This window comes from Actinoplanes sp. ATCC 53533 (assembly GCF_003947245.1).
Window position 1 is genome coordinate 199878 of sequence record NZ_QHHV01000010.1, and the last position, 18599, is coordinate 218476.

At 73.0% G+C, this 18599-nt stretch carries 20 protein-coding genes; 8 read left to right on the plus strand and 12 right to left on the minus strand.

Going from position 1 to position 18599, the window contains the following annotated elements; translation table 11 throughout:
* Positions 1 to 104: 104 nt before the first annotated feature.
* The 3 genes from DMB66_RS04035 (at position 105) to DMB66_RS04045 (ending at position 2278) form a co-directional block, all read left to right on the plus strand.
* Positions 105 to 917, plus strand: a complete 813-nt coding sequence (locus DMB66_RS04035) for an oxidoreductase (protein ID WP_125802617.1) — start codon at positions 105 to 107, stop codon at positions 915 to 917.
* Between the two features lie 53 nt (positions 918 to 970).
* On the plus strand, positions 971 to 1357 hold the full coding sequence (locus DMB66_RS04040) for a hypothetical protein (RefSeq protein WP_125802618.1): 387 nt from the start codon (positions 971 to 973) through the stop codon (positions 1355 to 1357).
* 258 nt (positions 1358 to 1615) lie between these two features.
* Positions 1616 to 2278, plus strand: coding sequence for a hypothetical protein (locus DMB66_RS04045; RefSeq protein ID WP_125802619.1), 663 nt, complete (start codon positions 1616 to 1618; stop codon positions 2276 to 2278).
* A 134-nt stretch (positions 2279 to 2412) separates the two neighbouring features.
* On the opposite strand, the gene DMB66_RS04050 is transcribed toward DMB66_RS04045, so the two are convergent.
* The 8 genes from DMB66_RS04050 to DMB66_RS62410 form a co-directional block, all read right to left on the minus strand.
* Positions 2413 to 3480: a polyprenyl synthetase family protein gene (locus tag DMB66_RS04050; protein ID WP_125802620.1), complete on the minus strand. Its 1068-nt coding sequence runs from the start codon at positions 3478 to 3480 to the stop codon at positions 2413 to 2415.
* A complete protein-coding gene (locus DMB66_RS04055; protein ID WP_125802621.1) occupies positions 3477 to 4997 on the minus strand; it encodes an alkaline phosphatase family protein in 1521 nt (506 codons plus the stop codon). Before DMB66_RS04055 ends, DMB66_RS04050 begins: the two co-directional genes overlap by 4 nt.
* Positions 4994 to 6145, minus strand: a complete 1152-nt coding sequence (eboE, locus tag DMB66_RS04060; protein ID WP_125802622.1) for a metabolite traffic protein EboE — start codon at positions 6143 to 6145, stop codon at positions 4994 to 4996. Before eboE ends, DMB66_RS04055 begins: the two co-directional genes overlap by 4 nt.
* Positions 6145 to 6993 carry a TatD family hydrolase gene (locus DMB66_RS04065; protein ID WP_125802698.1) on the minus strand — a complete coding sequence of 283 codons (849 nt, stop codon included), beginning with the start codon at positions 6991 to 6993 and terminating at the stop codon, positions 6145 to 6147. Before DMB66_RS04065 ends, eboE begins: the two co-directional genes overlap by 1 nt.
* On the minus strand, positions 6993 to 7601 hold the full coding sequence (locus tag DMB66_RS04070; RefSeq protein ID WP_125802623.1) for an EboA domain-containing protein: 609 nt from the start codon (positions 7599 to 7601) through the stop codon (positions 6993 to 6995). Before DMB66_RS04070 ends, DMB66_RS04065 begins: the two co-directional genes overlap by 1 nt.
* The gene (locus tag DMB66_RS04075; protein ID WP_125802624.1) at positions 7598 to 8440 is read right to left on the minus strand and encodes a sugar phosphate isomerase/epimerase; all 843 of its coding nucleotides are present in this window, start codon (positions 8438 to 8440) and stop codon (positions 7598 to 7600) included. The genes DMB66_RS04070 and DMB66_RS04075 overlap by 4 nt, the downstream gene beginning before the upstream one ends.
* A gap of 52 nt (positions 8441 to 8492) precedes the next feature.
* On the minus strand, positions 8493 to 9341 hold the full coding sequence (locus DMB66_RS62405) for an SCO3242 family prenyltransferase (protein ID WP_125802625.1): 849 nt from the start codon (positions 9339 to 9341) through the stop codon (positions 8493 to 8495).
* A gap of 63 nt (positions 9342 to 9404) precedes the next feature.
* Positions 9405 to 10541, minus strand: a complete 1137-nt coding sequence (locus tag DMB66_RS62410) for an inositol-3-phosphate synthase (protein WP_125802626.1) — start codon at positions 10539 to 10541, stop codon at positions 9405 to 9407.
* Positions 10542 to 10766: 225 nt separating this feature from the next.
* Here DMB66_RS62410 and DMB66_RS04090 point away from each other — a divergent pair, with 225 nt between their 5' ends.
* Together DMB66_RS04090 and DMB66_RS04095 are read left to right on the plus strand one after the other, a co-directional pair.
* Positions 10767 to 11579, plus strand: a complete 813-nt coding sequence (locus tag DMB66_RS04090; RefSeq protein ID WP_125802627.1) for an NmrA family NAD(P)-binding protein — start codon at positions 10767 to 10769, stop codon at positions 11577 to 11579.
* A 59-nt stretch (positions 11580 to 11638) separates the two neighbouring features.
* A complete protein-coding gene (locus DMB66_RS04095; protein ID WP_125802628.1) occupies positions 11639 to 12562 on the plus strand; it encodes an AraC family transcriptional regulator in 924 nt (307 codons plus the stop codon).
* 37 nt (positions 12563 to 12599) lie between these two features.
* On the opposite strand, the gene DMB66_RS04100 is transcribed toward DMB66_RS04095, so the two are convergent.
* The 4 genes from DMB66_RS04100 to DMB66_RS04115 form a co-directional block, all read right to left on the minus strand.
* Positions 12600 to 13802, minus strand: coding sequence for a helix-turn-helix domain-containing protein (locus DMB66_RS04100; protein WP_125802629.1), 1203 nt, complete (start codon positions 13800 to 13802; stop codon positions 12600 to 12602).
* A gap of 84 nt (positions 13803 to 13886) precedes the next feature.
* Positions 13887 to 14450: a GerMN domain-containing protein gene (locus tag DMB66_RS04105; RefSeq protein WP_125802630.1), complete on the minus strand. Its 564-nt coding sequence runs from the start codon at positions 14448 to 14450 to the stop codon at positions 13887 to 13889.
* Positions 14447 to 15799: a cell wall metabolism sensor histidine kinase WalK gene (locus DMB66_RS04110; protein WP_125802631.1), complete on the minus strand. Its 1353-nt coding sequence runs from the start codon at positions 15797 to 15799 to the stop codon at positions 14447 to 14449. The genes DMB66_RS04105 and DMB66_RS04110 overlap by 4 nt, the downstream gene beginning before the upstream one ends.
* Complete coding sequence (locus tag DMB66_RS04115; RefSeq protein WP_125802632.1) at positions 15796 to 16473, minus strand: response regulator transcription factor; 678 nt, start codon at positions 16471 to 16473, stop codon at positions 15796 to 15798. The genes DMB66_RS04110 and DMB66_RS04115 overlap by 4 nt, the downstream gene beginning before the upstream one ends.
* Positions 16474 to 16626: 153 nt before the next feature.
* On the opposite strand from DMB66_RS04115, the gene DMB66_RS04120 reads away from it, so the two are divergent.
* The 3 genes from DMB66_RS04120 (at position 16627) to DMB66_RS04130 (ending at position 18535) form a co-directional block, all read left to right on the plus strand.
* Positions 16627 to 16947, plus strand: a complete 321-nt coding sequence (locus DMB66_RS04120; RefSeq protein WP_158647138.1) for an STAS domain-containing protein — start codon at positions 16627 to 16629, stop codon at positions 16945 to 16947.
* A gap of 116 nt (positions 16948 to 17063) precedes the next feature.
* Entirely contained in the window at positions 17064 to 17822 is a 759-nt protein-coding gene (locus DMB66_RS04125) for a DUF4142 domain-containing protein (protein ID WP_125802634.1), read from the plus strand.
* A 182-nt stretch (positions 17823 to 18004) separates the two neighbouring features.
* Positions 18005 to 18535, plus strand: coding sequence for a MarR family winged helix-turn-helix transcriptional regulator (locus DMB66_RS04130; protein WP_233624282.1), 531 nt, complete (start codon positions 18005 to 18007; stop codon positions 18533 to 18535).
* The last annotated feature ends 64 nt before the right edge of the window (positions 18536 to 18599 follow it).

Here is an 18599-nt window from a genome sequence, read left to right on the forward strand (position 1 = left end):
GCGGTTCCCGAGACTGCGGTCGGTCACCATCCGACGCCTTGCCGTTACATCTAGCTAGTTGGAAACACAACAAACCGTATCTGCTATGAGTTCGGGAGTTCATGATGACGACAACTCGGCCGGTGGCACTCGTGACAGGCGCCTCCTCCGGCATCGGGAAAGAGACCGCGCTCGCGCTGGTCAAAAAGGGTTTCGACGTGATCGGCACCAGCCGCGACACCTCCCGGGCCCCCCGGCTGAACGGGGTCGCGTTCCTCGACCTCGACGTGGCCAGTGACACCTCGGCCACCGCCACGGTCAAACAGGTGATCAACCGGTTCGGGCGGATCGACGTCCTGGTCAACAACGCCGGCGTCGGCTCGGTGGGTGCGGTCGAGGAGATGTCGGTCGCGCAGGCTCAAGCGGTCTTCGAGATCAACGTCTTCGGGGTGATGCGCATGGTGAAGGAGGTCCTGCCGCACATGCGAGCCCAGAGCGGCGGGCGCATCGTCAACCTCTCGTCCGTCCAGGGCTACATCCCCGCCCCGTTCATGGCCATCTACGGCGCTTCCAAGCATGCGATCGAGGGCTACTCCCAGTCCCTGGACCACGAGGTCCGTGGGTACGGCATCCGGGTGCTGCTGGTCGAGCCCGCCTTCACCAACACCGGATTCGAGGCCAACAGCACCCGGCCCGACACACCGCTGCAGGCCTACGCCCAGCAGCGGGAGGCCTTCGGCCGCCTGTTGGCGGCGGGCGTCAAGTCCGGCGACGACCCCGCCGTCATCGCCAAGGTCATCGTCGCGGCCGCGACCGATTCGAAACCGAAGCTGCGCAACACCGCCGGCCCCATGGCCGGACGCTCCCGCATCCTGCGCTTCCTTCCCGCCGGGATCGTCGACAGGCAGATCCGCACCATGAACAAGCTGGCCGGCTGACACCCGCCCGCCCCGCGAAGACCTCACCGCGCCATCCATGCCAGGAGAAGACCATGCTCGACACCTCGCACTCCGCCGCCACGACCGTCGCCCAGTGGCGTGCCGCCGCCGAAAGCGCTGACGCCGACGCCGCGCTCGCCTACCTGAGCCCGGACATCGTCCTCAACGCCGACGAGGGCGCCGACGTCGATGCCAGGCAGGTCAACCTGGGCGAGCAGATCACCGCGTCGATCGAGAAGTCCACGGCCGACGGCGACGACAAGATCGACTGGAAGGTGACGGACAGGAACGAGATGGAGAACGAACTCGGCAGGCAAGTTGTTCGGCGCGCTCGTCGTGCCCGACGACTTCACCTCGTCCGTCATCGCACTGACCGACACCGCGACCACCGCGACCCCGGCCCACGCGGCTCGGCCCGCCCGCGAGGCACGCTCGACTAGAAGGCTTGAGGGGGTGGACGCTTGTCGACCGCCTGGTATCGCGGCGTGCCATCACGAGGTAGCCCACCATTCGTCCAAACAAGCGATCCGTCAGCGCCGACGACAGAGTGCCGGGCGGTGGGTAGCGGGCCTGTCGGACACTCGACTGTGCACGGTTATCTAGTGCGCTAGCCTTTCTCGCCAAACCCATCAGCGCGTTTCCTGCCCGGAGTGGCCATGCCGAGAATTGACCAGAAATCGATAGTATCGGGTAGTGCCATGGAGACCGCCCTGGCCGGGGTGAGAGAGAGGTTCGTCGCGAAATTGGGGTCGGCGAGTGACTGCACTTTCGACAAATTGACACAGTGGCTGCAGGCCTATGTCGATACCGGCGGCCAGCTTTTGGGCAAGTGCCTCGTGCGGGCCGAGGCATTGGCGCCCGTGCTGACCAAGACCGATCAGAAGTCCGGCTGGCTCAAAGCCACGATGAAGGCGCCGATGAAGACCATTCCGCAGCGATGGGATGCGGTCGAGGCTGCCTTGAACAAGGGACAGGCTCTCGTCGTTGAAGGCAGGGGCACCGAGATCAGCGGAGACAAAAGCAAGTTCGCGAACAGCACGGGATTTCATGCCTTCGTTCTGCTGCAGGTGATCGAGGACGGGGACGGAAAAAAATGGTTCATAGGCTTCGATCCAGATGTCAGCGCCACGACCGAGACCCAGAAGCTGTGGAATAACTTGATCAGGGCCGCCTTCGATACCACGGACAAGGACGAAGACCTCGGAAAATGGAACGAGAAGGTCAAGGATCTGAAGGCCGACAAGTTGTATGAAATCTTGACGACAATGGTTCTCGGCACGACGACCAGCGGGTTCGGGCCGCTGGTCAGGGGATACGCCATCGACCGGACAAAAGAGCTGGAGGGGGCTTGGCGCGGCTGAATTTCCGAAGCCGCTGTCCTTGAGCCTTTCTCAGTGCGGCCGGATCGGCGATGACCTGCACAAAGGTGAGCGCACGGATGCCGCACAAGGTGAGCGCACGGATGCCGCACAGGATGAACGCGCGGGATGGGCGCTCAGTGGCGGCGCGCCACCACGGAGGCGGTGAGGGCGGCGAGGGCCGCGCGGGCCTCGCCGGTCAGTGGCGCGCCCGCGAGCGCGGCCGTCGCCTCGGCCGCCCGCTGCGAGATCAGGTCCTCGATCCGTTCCCGGGCGCCGGTCGCCGTGATGATGGCGCGCAGTTCGCCGGCGCCGGCGTCGTCCAGCTCCGGGTCGCCGAACAGCCGGCGGATCCGGGCCGCCTGGGCGCGGTCGGCCCGGTCGCGGGCCATCGCGACCATCACCGTCGGCTTGCCCTCGCGGAGGTCGTCGATGACCGGTTTGCCGGTGACCGCCGGGTCGCCGAAGACGCCCAGCACGTCGTCGCGCAGCTGGAAGGCGTCGCCCAGCGGGTCGCCGAACGACTGCAGTGCCTCCTGCAGCCCGGGCTCGCCGCCGGCCAGCGCCGCGCCGATCTGCAACGGGCGGGTCACCGTGTAGCGGGCCGCCTTCATCCGGATGACGGTCAGGGCGCCCGCCACCGAGCCATCGCCCACCCCGGAGACCAGGTCCAGGTATTGACCCGCGATCACCTCGGTGCGCATCACCGTGAAGAGCCGGTAGCCGCGGTGGATCCAGTCGATCGGCAGGCCCGACTCGTGCAACATGTGGTCGGCCCAGGCCGCGCAGAGGTCGCCGCAGAGCAGGGCCGCGCTGTGGCCGTACCTGGCCGCCTCGCCGCGCCAGGAGTGCCGGGTGTGCACCTCCGCGAAGTGCCGGTGCACGGTCGGCTGGCCGCGGCGCAGGGTGCTGCCGTCCATGATGTCGTCGTGGATCAGGGCGAACGCGTGGAACAGCTCCAGGGCGGCCGCCGCGATGACGATCTGCGGGGTGTCCGGCTGGCCGGCACCGCGCCAGCCCCAGTAGCAGAACATCGGGCGCAGCCGCTTGCCGCCGGAGAGCACGAACCGGCGGACCGCGTCGAGCACGCCCGCCGGGGTGCCGTCCGGCCAGTGCGGGCGCTGCCGGTCCAGGTAGGCGACCAGCGCGGACTCGCACCGGCGGGCCAGCTCGGCGTCGGTACCCGGCGCGGTCCCGACACTCATGGCGTCGGACCAACGAGCGGGGTCGGACCAGCGAGCGGGGTCGGACCTGCGACCGGCGTCGGACCAGCGAGCGGGTTCGGATCAGCGACCGGCGTCGGATCAGCGACCGGCGTCGGAGATGAAGGTGAAGGAGCGGGCGGCGTCAGCCCGGCCAGGCTGAGCAGCAGCTCCTTCACCTCGACCGCGTCGATCGAGTCCCGGGCGGCGGCCGGGTCGGAGCAGATCAGCACCGGCGCGTCACGCGGGTCGGTGGGCAGCCGCCCGTGCGAACCGCGGACCGCGCGGGCACCGGCGTCCAGGCCCACGACGCTCATCAGATACCGCATGCCGAGCTTCTTGCGCAGCAGCGCGAGCCCGGCCCGGCCCTTGGCGGCACCCGGGCCGGCCGGGTCGAAGAACAGCTCGGCGGGGTCGTAGCCGGGCTTGCGGTGGATCTCGACCAGCCGGGCGAAGTCCGGGGCGGCCGCGTCGTCGAGCCAGTAGTAGTAGGTGAACCACGCGTCCGGCTCGGCGACCAGCACCAGTTCCCCGGAGCGCTCGTGATCGAGGCCGTGCGCCGCCTGGCCCTCGGCGTCGAGCACCTCGGCGACACCGGGCAGCGCCGCGCAGAGTTTCGCCACGGCCGGGATCTCGGCGGGGTCGCGGACGTAGACGTGGGCGATCTGGTGGTCCGCGACGGCGAACGCCCGCGACGTCCACGGGTCCAGGTATTCCATTCCGGCCTGGGTGTGCACCCGCAGCAGGCCCTCGGCGCGCAGCAGCCGGTTGATGTCGACGGGCCGAGAGACGTCGGTGATGCCGTACTCGGAGAGCACCACGACGGTGGCGTCCCGGGCGGCCGCGGCGGCGAGCAGGGGTCCCAGGGTGGCGTCCAGCTCGGCGGCGGCCGCGGCCGCCTGCGGCGAGGACGGGCCGTGGCGCTGCAGGTCGTAGTCCAGGTGCGGCACGTAGACCAGGGTCAGGTCGGGCCGGTGGCGGTCCATGATCTGCTCGGCGGCCCGGCAGATCCACGCCGACGACGGCAGGCCCGCGTTCGCGCCCCAGTAGCTGAACAGCGGAAACGTGCCGAGCGAGGCGGTGAGCTCGTCGTGCAGCTCCGGCGGGTACGTGTAGCAGTCCGGGTCCTTGCGCCCGTCGGCGTGGTAGACCGGCCGGGGCGTCACGGTCCAGTCCACGTCGGCACCCATCGCGTACCACCAGCAGACGTTGGCCACCGTGTAGCCGGGCCGGCGCGCCCGGGCCGCGTCCCACAGCTTCTCCCCCCGCACCAGCGCGTTGTGCTGCCGCCAGAGCAGCACCTCGCCGAGGTCGCGGAAGTACCAGCCGTTGCCGACGATGCCGTGCTCGGCGGGCAGCGTGCCGGTGAGGAACGTGGACTGCACCGAGCACGTGACCGCCGGCAGCACCGTGCCCAGCGGGGCCTGGAAGCCGGTGCGGGCCAGCCGGGCCAGGCGCGGCATGTGCTCGAGCAGCCGCGGCGTCAGGCCGACGACGTCCAGGACGACCACGGGCTTCACGGCGTCACTCCCTCGTGGACGGTGAGGCCCAGCGCGGTGAGCTGGGCCCGGGCGAAGAACAGCTCGGAGGCGATCCCGGCGGCGAGCTCGGCGGGGGTGCGCGGGCGCGAGGTCGGCGGCAGCACGTGCCAGGTGTACGTCTCGACGTCGAAGTGGTCGCAGAGCGCCGCGGGCCCGCCGGCGAGCAGCCGCAGCGACTCGGCGAGCACCCCGACGGTGGTCTGCAGCGGCGGCACGGGCGGCGCGTGCAGCGGCACGTGGTAGTGCACCCGCCAGGGCTGGTCGCCGGCGCCGGGCACCGCGAGCGCCTCGTCCAGGTCGTCGGTGGACAGCCCCAGCGGGCCACGGGTCTGGTGCAGGAAGCGCGGCTCGACGTACTCGCCGAGCACGGCGGCGTCGGCGCGCGGGTCGGCGCTGGCCAGGGCCGCCGAGACCTGCACCTTGACGATCGGCAGGCCGGTGCCGGCCAGGTTGCGCAGGGCGTCGGCCGGCTCCTCCCACGAGCAGGCCAGGTGGGCCAGGTCGAGGCAGACGCCGAGCCGGGTGGTGTCGATCCCGGCGAGCAGCGCCGCCGCCTGGGCGGTGTTCTCGATGACGCAGCCGGGCTCGGGCTCGAAGGCCACCCGGATCTCGCGGTCCATCAGGGCCAGCGACCGGGCGAGCTCGTCCAGGTTGTGCCGGCAGTCGGCGGCCCGGGCCGCGTTCCACGGATCGCGCCAGGCCAGCGGCAGCGTGGAGATGGAGCCCCGGGCGGCGTCGGCGGGCAGCAGGTCGTCCAGGACCACGGCCAGGTCCATGGTGTACGCGAGCCGCTGCGCGGTGGTCCAGTCCGGCTGGTAGACGGCGTACTTGACGACCGGCGCCTGGAAGGCCTGGTACGGGAACCCGTTGAGGGTGACCACCTCCAGCCCGCGCGCGTCGAGCTCCCGGCGCAGCCGCTGCCGGCCGGCGACGTCCGAGGCGAGCCCGGCGGCCACCGGCGCGGCGAGCCACAGCCCGAGGCCGAGCACGTCCGCGCCGAGCCGTTCCCGGATCGGCACCGCGTACGTGTCGAGCTGGTCCAGGATGCCGGCGAAGTCCTCGGCGGCGTGCACGTTGGTGCAGTACGACAGGTGCACGAGCTGCCCGTCCGGATGTCGCAGCCGCATCAGCTGCCTCCCCGGGCGATGGAACTGCCGGCGAAGGTGGCGCCGGGCGTGGCGGCGGACAGGTCCAGGCGCCCGGACTGGCCGTAGAACTCGACCGGGTTGCGCCACAGCACCTTGTCCACGTCGTCGGCGGTGAATCCGGCCGCCAGCAACGCCTTGCCCGTCGCCACGGTCAGCAGCGGGTCGGAGTGGCCCCAGTCGGCCGCCGAGTTCACCAGGATCCGCTCGGTGCCGTACGCCTTGATGATCTCGACCATCCGCGGCGGCGACATCTTGGTCTCCGGGTAGATGGAGAAGCCCAGCCAGCAGCCGGAGTCGCGGACCAGGCCGACGGTCACCTCGTTGAGGTGGTCGACGGCGACCCGGCCGGGCTCGATGCCGGACTCGGCGACGACGTCGAGGGTGCGCTTGGTGCCGGCGGCCTTGTCCCGGTGCGGGGTGTGCACGAGCGCGGGCAGCTCATACTCGATCGCCAGCGCCAGCTGCACGGCGAAGGCCTCGTCCTCGGCCGGGGTCATCGAGTCGTAGCCGATCTCGCCGACCGCGACCACGCCGTCCTTGTCGAGGTAGCGCGGCAGCAGGTCGAGCACGCCCCGGCAGCGCGGGTCGTTGGCCTCCTTGGGGTTCAGCGCCAGGGTGGCGTGGTGCTTGATGCCGAACTGCGCCGCCCGGTACGGCTCCCAGCCGATCAGCGAGTCGAAGTAGTCGGCGAACGAGCCCGGGTTGGTGCGCGGCTGGCCCAGCCAGAACGCCGGTTCCACCACCGCCTGCACACCGTTGGCCGCCATCGCCCGGTAGTCGTCGGTGGTGCGTGAGGTCATGTGGATGTGCGGGTCGAAGATGCGCATCATGCCTGCCTCCTCGAGGTGTTCGCGACGGTGAGCCGGTTGAGCAGGGCGAGCGCGTCGACCGGCATGCGCCGGCCGGCGGCGGCGCGTTCGGTGGCCAGGGCGCCGAGCATGGCCGCCAGTTCCTGGTCGGCCCGGTCGTCGAGCCGGTCGACGGCGCTGAGCGCGATCCCCATGAAGACGCACTTGACCACGCCCTGCCGCCAGGTCGCGGCGTCCAGGTGCGCGGCGTAGGGCCCGAGCGCGGCGCCGACGAGCCGGACGTCGTTGGTGCGCAGCGCGTCGTGCAGCAGCGGCACCCCGGCGTCGCCGATCTCCAGCAGCGGCAGGGCGGCCAGCACGGCGAGCCGCTCGGCGGCGTCACCCTGGTGGTACAGGGTCACGATCCGCTCCGGGTCGGCCAGTTGGGCCAGCAGCAGCGCCCGCCCGGCCCGCCCGGCCGTCCAGGCACTGCCGTCGGCGAGCGGCTCGCGCCCGAGCTTGCGCTCGGCGCGTGCGAACAGCGGCCCGGCGGCGTCCGGGTCGGTGCGAATCCGGGCCAGGGCGTCATCCAGCCACGGTCTTCCCGGTACGGCGGTGAGCGCGGCGCGCAGGTCGTCAAGTGTCATTGTCCCTCCTCGTCGGCCGCTCGCAGGAACGCCAGGGACTCGCGCGCGACGGCCGGGGCGGCGTGCGAGTGCCGGGGCAGCTCGACGGCGACCAGGCCGCGGTAGCCACCGTCGCGCAGGGCCCGCAGCACGGGCGGGAAGTCGATCTCGCCGGTGCCGAACTCGAGGTGCTCGTGCACGCCCCGGACCATGTCGTCGATCTGCACGTTGACCAGGTGCCCGGCCACCGCGGTCACGCAGTCGGGCACCGGCAGCGGTTCGAGGCAGCGGCAGTGGCCGATGTCGAGGGTGAGGCCGAACATCGCCGGGGCGCCCAGCTCGGCGTGCAGCCGCCGCCAGTCCGCGATGTCGGCCACGAGCATGCCGGGCTCGGGCTCGAAGCCGAGCGGGACACCCGCGGCGGTGGCGGCCTCGGTGACCTCCGCGCAGCCCTCGACCAGTCGCTGCCAGGCGGTGCGTTCGTCGACGCCGTCCGGGCGTACCCCGGCCCAGCAGGACACCGCCTCGGCACCCAGGTCCGCGCCGACGGCGACCGCGCGCCGCAGGAAGTCCAGCCGCAGTTTGCGGTCGTCGTGCAGCAGCGTGGGCGCGTGCTTGCGCCACGGGTCGAGCAGATACCGGGCGCCGGTCTCGACGACCACCGCGAGGCCCAGGTCGCGGAGCTGGTCGGCGACCACTTCGACCCGCCGGGCCAGGCCGGGCGCGAACGGGTCGAGGTGGTCGTGGTCCAGGGTCAGCGCGACGCCGGTGTAGCCGAGATCGGCGATCACGGCGAGCGCGTCGGTGAGGCGGTGGTTGGCGAACCCGTTGGTGCCGTAGCCGAACCGCAGGCCACTCATGCGGGGCTCCCCTCCTGGCCCTTCCGCCGTGTCCCGCGTCCGGTGCGGTCACTCATGTGGGTGAGACCTTGCGGGCGAGCAGCCGGGCCAGCGGGGCGGCGGCGGCCAGGGCGAGCCCGGTCCAGCCGCGGCCGGCCCGGGCGGTGAGGGCGCCCTGCAGCGACGGCAGCGCGGTGATCCCGGCGCCGACCGCGGCACGCACGCCGGCTGCCTCGGGCTCGGTGAGCAGCCGGGCCTGGGCGCGGCCGTAGCTGGTCAGGTATTCGCCGGCGAGCATGGTGGTGGCCGCGGCGCCCCGGTGTGCGACGGCCGCCGCGAGACCGACGGTGGCGGTCAGGGTCGCGGCGGGCAGGGCGGCGCTGGTGCTGCCGGAGACCTCGCGCCGGGACAGTTCGGTGACCGTGTACGTGTGCGCGGCGATGACCAGGGCGGCGGGCAGCGCCCGTACCGGATCACCGGCGGTCGCGCCGAGCAGGACGTCGAGGCCGCGGCAGGCGGCCATGCCCGCCGGCCCGGCCGCGGTGTTCTTGGCCCGCAGGTCGTAGGCCCAGACCGCGACGGCCAGCGGCACCGCGACGGCCAGGGCCCGCGCTCCCCCGGCCTTCGCGGCCACGGCCAGGCCGGCCGCGGTGAGCCCGGCCGCGATGCCCAGGGCGGCCGGTGCGGAGATCCGGCCGGACGGGATCGGGCGCTCCGGGCGCTCGACGGCGTCCAGCTCGCGGTCGGCCCAGTCGTTGGCGGCCATCCCGGCCCAGTAGAGGCAGACCGAGGCGCCGGCCAGGCCGGCGGTGCGCCGGCTCAGCGTGCCGGCCGCGGCCGCCCCGGCGATCACGTCGCCGGGCACGGAGAGCGCGGCCGGGGCCCGGACCAGCTCGACGAGGGTACGCAGCGGCGCCTTCACCGTCGGCCGCCCGTCACGAGTCCAGTCCCGCCAGCTCGGCCGGCGCGGACCTTCCGCAGCCCGTCACGAGTCCAGTCCCGCCACGAAGGCCGCCAGCTCGGCCCACTGCTCGGCCAGTGCGGACGGTCCGGCGCCGAGCGGATCCTTGAAGAAGAAGCCGAGCGCGCTCAGCGGCCCGGCGCGCCCGGCGCGGTGCGCGGCGGCGGTCAGCCGGGCCAGGTCGAGCACCAGCGGGGCGGCCAGGGCGGAGTCGCAGCCGTGCCAGGTGAACTCCATCCGCATCCCGGTGCCGAGGAACCCCTCGAAGGTGACCAGGTCCCAGGCGGTCTTGAAGTCGCCGATCTCGGCCACGTAGTCGATCCGGCTGGTGCCCTCCGGCTGATAGCCGAGGGCGTCGCCGAGCACCCGCTGCTTGCTGGCGACCTTCGCGGCGTTGGCGGCCGGGTCGGCCAGGTTGGCGCCGTCGCCGCCGCCGAGCAGGTTGATCCCGGACCAGCTGCGCACCCGCAGGTTGCGCAGCGCGAACATCGGCGCGAGCACCGACTTGACCAGCGTCTCGCCGGTCTTGCCGTCGTTGCCCGCGAACGGCAGCCGCTCGCGGGCGGCCAGCTCGGCGAGGGCGGGCAGGCGGGCGCCGGTGGACGGGGTGAAGTCGATGAAGGCGCAGCCCGCGGTGAAGGCGGCGTACGCGGCGAGCGAGCTCGCCGGCAGGACCGGCTCCGGCCCGCCCAGCGCCTCGGTCAGCGCGGCCAGGCTCGCGTGCGCGGGGTGCGGCTCGGCGAACGGCTCGGTGGTGGAGACGTTGATGACCACCACGTGCTCCAGCCCGTGCCGCGTGGCGAAGTCACGCAGGTCGGCGGCGATCCGCTCGGCGGTGCCGGCCTGGGTGGCGGCGGCGGGCAGCGGCCGCAGCTCGGCCTCGAGCGCGGTCAGCTCGTCGGCGAGCGCGGCGACCAGCCGGCCGGGCAGGACCCCGGCGGCGGCCAGGGCGTCGGCCTTCTTCAACACCGGCGTGGTGACGATGTCGTGACCGCCGAAGACCAGGTCGCCCCAGCCCGGCAGGGTCGCGGCGCGCAGCTGCGGCAGCTCGGTCACGCAACCGGCCGGCCCGACCAGGCGGGCCCGCAGCGCGGTGGCGCCGACCATGGCGGTCACGGCGACGGAGCCGCGCGCGCCGATCAACCAGATTCCCGTGCGCATACGGCATCCCTCCGCACTACACCATGTGTCCTGCGTGTTACGTGAGGCGACGCTAACCCAGGCTCCGGGACAAAGGAAAGGCTCGATATGAAGAAACTTCTCCATAGGAGATCAAAACTTTCCCGCCCGTCGTACGAAAGTCACCGGGAGGGTGTGGACGCTCGCGCATGGATACGCGGTTTCCGACCATGGCCCGTCCCGGCGGCGGGACGTTGACTGGAGCCCATGACGACATTGGTGCTCGGCGGCACGGGCAAGACCGGCCGGCGGATCGCGTCCCTGCTCACCCGGCGGGGCGTGGGCGTCCGGATCGGCTCGCGCTCGGCACGGCCGCCCTTCGACTGGACCCGGCCGACGACCTGGGACGCCGCCCTCGACGGCGTCGACGCGGTCTACCTCAGCTTCTATCCCGATCTGGCCCTGCCCGGCGCGGCGGAGACCATCGCCGCCTTCGTGGACCGCGCGGCCGGCAGCGGCGTCCGCCGGCTGGTCCTGCTCTCCGGCCGCGGCGAGCCACGGGCGGAGATCAGCGAGGAGACCGTGCGCCGCTCCGGTCTGGCATGGACGGTGGTGCGGTCGAGCTGGTTCAACCAGAACTTCAGCGAGGGCTTCCTGCTCGACGCGGTGCTCGCCGGCGAGCTGGCGCTGCCCGTCGGCGACGCCGCCGAGCCCTTCACCGACGCGGACGACATCGCCGAGGTGGCGGTGGCCGCGCTCACCGACGAGCGGCACGCCGGCCAGACGTACGAGCTGACCGGGCCCCGGCTGCTCACCTTCGCCGACGCCGCCGCCGAGATCGCGAAGGCGACCGGCCGTCCCGTCGGCTTCGTGGCGTTGCGGCCGGCCGAGTTCGCCGCGGTGCTACGCGAGCAGGGGCTGCCCGAGGACCTCGGCGAGCTGTTCCACCTGATCACCGACGGACGCAACGCGCAGGTCGCCGACGGGGTGCCGCGCGCGCTGGGCCGCCCGCCTCGCGACTTCGCCGACTACGCCCGCGCGACGGCCGCCAGCGGCGTCTGGGACGTGCCGCCACGGTGATGGTCACCGGCGTGCCCCGGTGACCGCCACCGGCGTGGGCGTGGCGCTACGGTGACCGCGTGGACTCGCTGATCGGGCTGCTGGACGGGCCGCGGGCGCGGGGGGCGTTCCTGCTGCGGTCGCTGCTGGAGCCGCCGTACGCGCTGCGGATCGCCGACGAGGCCCCGCTGACGGTGATCACGCTGGTGCGCGGGGTGGCGTGGGTGCTGCCCGACGACGGTGAGCCGGCGCCGCTGCGCCCGTACGACGTGGCGCTGGTGCGCGGACCGGGGCACTACACGGTCGCCGACGATCCGGGCACACCCTGGCAGACCCTGATCGGTCCCGGACAAACCTGCACCACCTTGGCCGGCCCGGACCGCACCGCCAGCGTGGACGCGGGCGGGCGCACCTGGGGCGACGGCCCGGACGGTGGCACCCTGCTGCTCACCGGGACGTACCAGCTGCGCAGCGAGGTCAGCCGGCGACTGCTCACCGCGCTGCCGACGCTGCTGATCCGGCCGGGCGCGACCGGGCCGGTGGAGCTGCTCGCCGCCGAGATCGGCCGCCCGGAGCCGGGCCAGGAGCTCGTCCTCGACCGCATCCTGGATCTGCTGCTGGTGGCGGTGCTGCGCGGCTGGCTCGCCGCGCCCGGCTCCGGGGCGCCGGCCTGGTACCGGGCCCGCGACGACGCGGTGGTCGGACCCGCCCTGCGGCTGCTGCACGAGGAGCCGGACCGGCCCTGGACGGTGGCGGCGCTGGCCGGGCGATGCGGGGTGTCGCGCTCGGCGCTGGCCCGGCGCTTCACCGAGCTGGTCGGCCAGCCGCCGATGACCTACCTGACGGCCTGGCGGCTCACCCTGGCGGCGGACCTGCTGCGCGAGCCGGAGGCGACCATCGGCGCGGTCGCCCGCCGGGTCGGCTACGGCAGCTCGTACGCGCTCAGCGCCGCCTTCAAACGCGAACGCGGCATGAGCCCGCAGGAGCACCGCCGGCAGGCCTGAGGCCATCGGATACCGGGTGCGGATCTCCCGCGAGGCTTCAGGCCTGCATGCGTTCGTACAGGGCGCGCACCTCGGTGCCGCCGGCCTGGCGGCGGGAACGGCCGAGCAGCATCCGGATGGTCTCCGCGACCTCGGCCGACGTGCGCACGTGCTGCGGCGCGATCCGTTCCGCGGTGAGCAGGAAGCGGATCGCCTCCCGATCCTGCCCGCCGATGCGGGTCAGGGCCCGGGCGGTGTCGGCGTAGTAGTAGACCTGCCGGACGCCGGCCGGGATCGCCGCCGGGTCGGTGCGCCGGGCGATCTCCACGACCCGGACCGGGTCGCCGTCGTCGACCTCGATGCTCATCCGCCAGATGTCCACGTTGGTGGGGCCGAAGAACATTCCCATCGTGTCGGTCTCGCCGGTGCGGCGGGCCAGCCGGGCGGCCTCGATCAGCAGGTCCCGGCTGTCCTCGAGCCGCTGCCGGCACCGGCTGGCCAGTGCGGCGACCAGATGCAGCGAGCCGAGCACCTCCGGCCCGCCGGGCAGGCCGAGGTGCCGGCTCAGGTCGTCCACGGCCCGCTCGGCGAGCGTCTGACCCCGCTGGTACGAACCGCAGGCGGTGGCCGCCCTGGCCAGCGCGTACGCCGCATGCCCCCGCAGCACCGGGTCGCCGGTCGCGTCCGCCGCGTCGCGGCATCGCTCCGCGCCCACCCAGGCGTCCGCGGGATACCCGAGATTGCGCAGCACCGTGGAGGCGATGTGGGTAGCGTCGCAGAGCAGCCGCAGCGCCTCGAGATGATCCGGGCCGGCCGTCTCGGTGTGCAGGTCGCGCAGCAGATCCGGGAGCAGGCGGGAGGCGCCGGCATAGTCGCACGCCCGGTGCAGGGCGTCGGCCAGCGCGACGCTGCGGCGAAGCTCGGCCACCGGCGGCGCGGGCCGGGCGGGCGGCTCGGTCAGGTCGATGTCGACCAGGGCCCGGCGCAGGTCGAGCACGCCGGCCCGGGCCGATGCGGTCGCCCGGTCGAGGGCCGGTATCCCGGTGCCGGACAGATCGGCCGGCGCACATTCCAGCGCGCCGGCGATGTCCGCCAGCATGAACCGGTTGTCGGCCGTCTGCAGCCCCCGTTCGATCCGGCTCCAGGTGGCGTGCGAGACACCAGCCCTGCTGGCGGCGTACCGGACGCTCCACCCACGAAGCAGGCGGCGCGCGCGGATCTGCTCGCCGACCGCGGGGTCGGCGATCCGTCGGAGGGTCATACGACCGACGGTAATCGCACTGCCCCGCCGGGCGGTCCATGCCTGTACCACCGTCTTTCGGCACGGCCGCGGCCGTGCCGGCGCTCATGGGTCGAGCAGGCCGGCGTAGTCGGCGATGGTCAACGGCTGGGTGGACAGCGATCCGTCGCCGCGGGGCACGCCGAGCGGGCGGCCCGCGCTGGTGAAGGAGACCGTGCCCACCTCGGCGCCCTGGCTGGTCAGGGTGCAGACGATCTGGCCGTAGGCGAGGATCTCGTCGCTGCGTGCGGCCTGGTCGGGTGGTTCGCTGATCGTCACGGTGGCCCGCCGCTGGATGACTGTCATGCCGTCGATCCGCATGGTGCTCAGCGCGCTGGACAGACCGTCCTGCTGCTCGGCCCTGGTGGGCCCGGCGAGCAGGTCGGCGAGCATCCGCTGGGGTGTCGGCGGGACGGGCACCCGCCGGACCGCCCGCACCAGGCTGCCGTCGCGGACCAGGTAGAGCCGTTCGAGGGCGGAGCCGAGGCCGCCGGGGGCGGGCGTGCTGGAGCCCGCCGCCGGGCGCGGTCGGTCCAGGTCGCGAGGTGATCCGTCCACCGGTACGCCGCACGCGCCGGTCAGCAGGCACGCCGTCAGGAGCGCCGGGAGGCCGCGGCCGCTCCGGGTCATGGCGCGCATCCCGGCAGCTCGACGACGAATCGTGCGCCGCCGCCGGGGCGGTCCAGCACGGTCGCGGTCCCGCCGTGCGCCGACGCGTGCCGGGCGACGATCGCCAGGCCCAGCCCGGTCCCGTCGCTGTCGCCGCGGGTGCCGGCGGCGCGGCCGCGCACGAACCGGTCGAAGATCACGGCCTTGTCGTCCGGGCCGATGCCGGGCCCCTCGTCGTCGACCTCGACGCATCCGTGCTGCCCGCGCAGGCTCAGCCGGATCGCGGTCGGGCCGCCGCCGTAGGCGCTCGCGTTGTCCAGCAGGTTGCCGAGCAGTTGACGGACCCGGCGCCGGTCGACGCACCACACCGGGGCACCGTCGGTCGACACGATGCTGTCGGCGACGCCTCGTTCCCGGCACACCGAGCGGGCCAGCTCGTGGATGTCGACGGGTCCCCGGTCGGTGTCCTGGTCGGCGCGGGCCAGGGTGAGCAGGTCGTGCACCAGCCGCTGAAACCGGGTGACCTCGTCGGAGACCAGCCCGGCGGCGATGGCGGTGCGTTCGTCCAGTTTGTCCCGGCGGCGGTTGAGCACGCTCGCCGCGGCCGCGAGGGTCTGCAGCGGCGAGCGCAGTTCGTGGCTGACGTCGGCGGCGAACCGCCGGTCCCGTTCGAGACGCGCGGACAGCTCCTCGACCATGTGGTTGAAGGATGTCGACAGGCGGGCCAGGTCGGGTTCCTGCGCCGGGTCGAGGCGGGCGGCGGAGGCACCGCTGGCGATCTCCTGGGCCGCCTCGGCCACGCGGACCAGCGGCCGCAGGACGTAACGGCTGGCGTACCAGCCCAGGCAGGCCCCGGCCAGTGCGGTGCCGACCGCCACCGCGGTGAGCACGATCGTGAGCACCCGCAACGTGTGGTCGAGCTCCCGCAGCGAGTCGACCTCGTAGAAGACGGTGTCGGCCGCGATGGGCAGGGCGATCACCAGGGTGGGCGTGCCGTCGGCGAGGATCCGCTGCATCGCGGGGACGCCGGACCGGGCCCGCTGGCGCAGGGCCGCCGGGATCGCGCCGGTGACCCCGGTGTCCGCGCTGCGCGCGTACCAGGTGTCGCCGCGCTGCAGCAGTGCCCGGCGGTCCTCGCCGGTGTCGAGCGAGCGCAGCACGGCGACCATGTCGGGCCGGACGACGCTGGTGATGCCGGCGCGCACGACGGCCGCGTCGTAGTGGGCCGCGCGCACCGCGGTGCTCTCCCGCTCGGCGAGCAGGGAGTGCCGGGCGATCTGGAAGGAGGCGAACGCCATCGTGGTCGACAGCGCGAGCGCACCGGCGGCGAACCCGGCGACGACCCGTACGCGGAGCCCTGCGCGGATCATCGCTGCAGCTTGTATCCGAGGCCGCGGACCGTGACCAGGTGCCGGGGCGCCCCCGAGTCGTCCTCGATCTTGTGGCGGAGCCGGCCGACGTGCACGTCGACCAGGCGTTCGTCGCCGACGTCGTATCCCCACACCCGTTGCAGCAACTGCTGGCGCGACAGCACCCGCCCGGGATGGTCGGCGAGCTCGCACAGCAGCTGGAACTCGGTGCGGGTCACGGCGACGGGCTCGCCCCGCAGCCGCACCTCGCCGGCGGCCGGCACGATCTCGAGGTCACCGAAACGCGACACCGGGATCGCGTCCGGTCCCGCCGTGCGCGCCCGGCGGCGCAGCGCCCGCAGCCGCGCGGCGAGCTCCGGCACCGCCACGGGCTTGACCAGGTAGTCATCGGCGCCGGCCTCCAGCGCCGCGACGATGTCGTGGGTGTCCTCGCGGGCGCTGATCACCACGATCGGCACGTCATCGGCGCGCCGCAGCTGCCGGATGCACTCAAAGCCGTCGACGCCCGGCAGCATCAGGTCGACCAGCACCGTGTCGGCCGGGCTGCGGTGCTGAGCGGCCAGGCCCTCCTCGGCGGTGGGCGCACCGGTCACCGTGTAGCCCTCGTCCTCCAGCGCCAGGATCAGCGAGAGCCGGATCCGGTCGTCGTCCTCGATCACCAGTACCGCGGCCACGTTCCCATCATCGCCGCCGGACACAGCTCCGGCGAATCCTGGCGCGGAAAAGCACGGACTGTCACGAGACCGTCATATAGCCGCGGAGCCGCCGCCATGCCGGACGGCCACTCTGTGATCACCAGGGCATGGTCCAGTCGGGGGAGGTCAGCGATGCCGGAGACGATCCCGGAGGCGATCGTCGTGGTCACCGAGGCGTTCGAGGGGGTCGCCGTCGACAGGTGGGCGCGGCTCATCGCCGAGACGGTGGCGCTCGCCCCTCGCCGGCTGATCGTGGACCTGCGCGCGAGCCCCGTGCTGGACGCCGCCGCGATCGCGGTGCTGCTGCGGGCGCATCGCACGATGATGCACACGGGCGGCCGGCTGACGTTGCGCGGGCCAGCGCACCGGGTACGGCGGATCCTTCGGCTGGCCCGGCTGGATCACGTGTTCGACACCGAGGACGCGGACCCCGCCGAGGCGATGAACACGTGACCCGGCCGGGACCGCCGGCACCACCACTCCGTACCAAATTTAGATGCATCAGTGAACCTTTCAGGGACGGGCGCCGTACCTCTCGCCGATGGATGTCGCCGCTGTTGGAGGTACCGATGCTCCGTTCTTCCGGTCGTAGCCACGCCGGCCTCGTCACCGCCGTCCTGCTGGTGCTGACGCTCGCCGGGCCGGCCGCCCCGGCCGGCGCGGCCCCGGTCGGGCCGACCCAGCTCAACGCCGCGGACATGACGTTGCTCAACGGCGTGCGGCTCGCCGGCCTGTGGGAGATGCCCGCCGGGCAGATGGCCGCGGAGAAGGGCAGCACTGCCGTGGTACGCCAGGTCGGCCAGATGATCGCCGACCAGCACGTCGAGCTCGACCAGTACGTGGTGGACGCCGCGAACGAGATGGGCGCCACCCTCCCGTCGAGCCCGACGGCCGAGCAGCAGGGCTGGCTGTCCGAGATGCAGAACGCCCAGGGCGGGCAGTTCGACCAGGTCTTCGTCTCCCGGCTGCGCGCCGCGCACGGGAAGATCTTCCCCGTGATCGGGGCCGTCCGGGCCGCCACCCGCAACAAGCTCGTGCGCACGCTGGCCGACCAGTCCACCATCTTCGTGATGAACCACATGAAGTTGCTGGAGACCACCGGCCTGGTGCAGTACGGGAAGCTACCGCCGGCGGCGCTGCCTCCCGCGCAGGACGTGTCGAGCCTGGGCATCGCCAAAGCCAACGTCGGCATCGCCCCGCCGGTGCAGCCGGCCGTGCTGTGGATCCTGATCGCCTGCACGATGACGATCGCCGCGCTCGTCTCGGTCCGGCTGGTCCGCGGCCGCCGGGCCGCCGCCGATCCCCGATCACGGATGTTCCGGGGCTGACCGGCCGGGGCGGCCCACCCGGGCCGGCACGGGGAGCGCCCGCATCGGTACGCCGCCCGCGCCGACCGGCGGGGAGGGTGCTGCCCCGGGTCCGATGGTCGGGCCCGACCATGGCGCCCGGCACGCGATCGCATGACAGTCGCATGACAGAGTCCGGTGGCCGGCATGTCAAAGTAGGTCCCGTGACTTCGCAGACGACGCTCTCCGCCGGCGAAGACGAGGTGGTCGACGCGCTGCTGGCGCTCAGCCGGGTCTTCGTCGGCATGGCCGCCCGCTCGCTGGCGAGCCTCGACGACGACGTGACCCTGCAGCAGTTCCGCACGCTGGTCGTGCTGGTCGCGCACGGGCCGCAACGGGTCGTCGATCTCGCGCAGGAACTCGCCGTGACCTCCTCGACCGCCACCCGGATGTGCAACCGGCTGGTGCGCAAGGGCCTGGTGGCCCGGGAGGAACGGCCCGAGGACCGCCGGGCCGCCTGGGTCATCCTCACCGCGCGCGGCCGCGAGCTGGTCGGTGAGGTCATGCGCCACCGCCGGGAAACCATCGCGACGCTGGTCGCCGACCTCTACCTGACCCGGCCGCTGGCCCTCGCCGCCACCCTCGGCGCCCTGATCGAGGCGGCCGGAGAGCTACCGGAACCGCAGTGGCGGCAGCGCTGGGAGCACCCCCCGGCGGCCACGACCGGGACCTATGATCAGCTAAATCATGCATAGGTGCACCCTTTTCCACCGCAAGGCTGTCATCGAACTGTCATGTCGCCGCGGACCAGGCGTCATA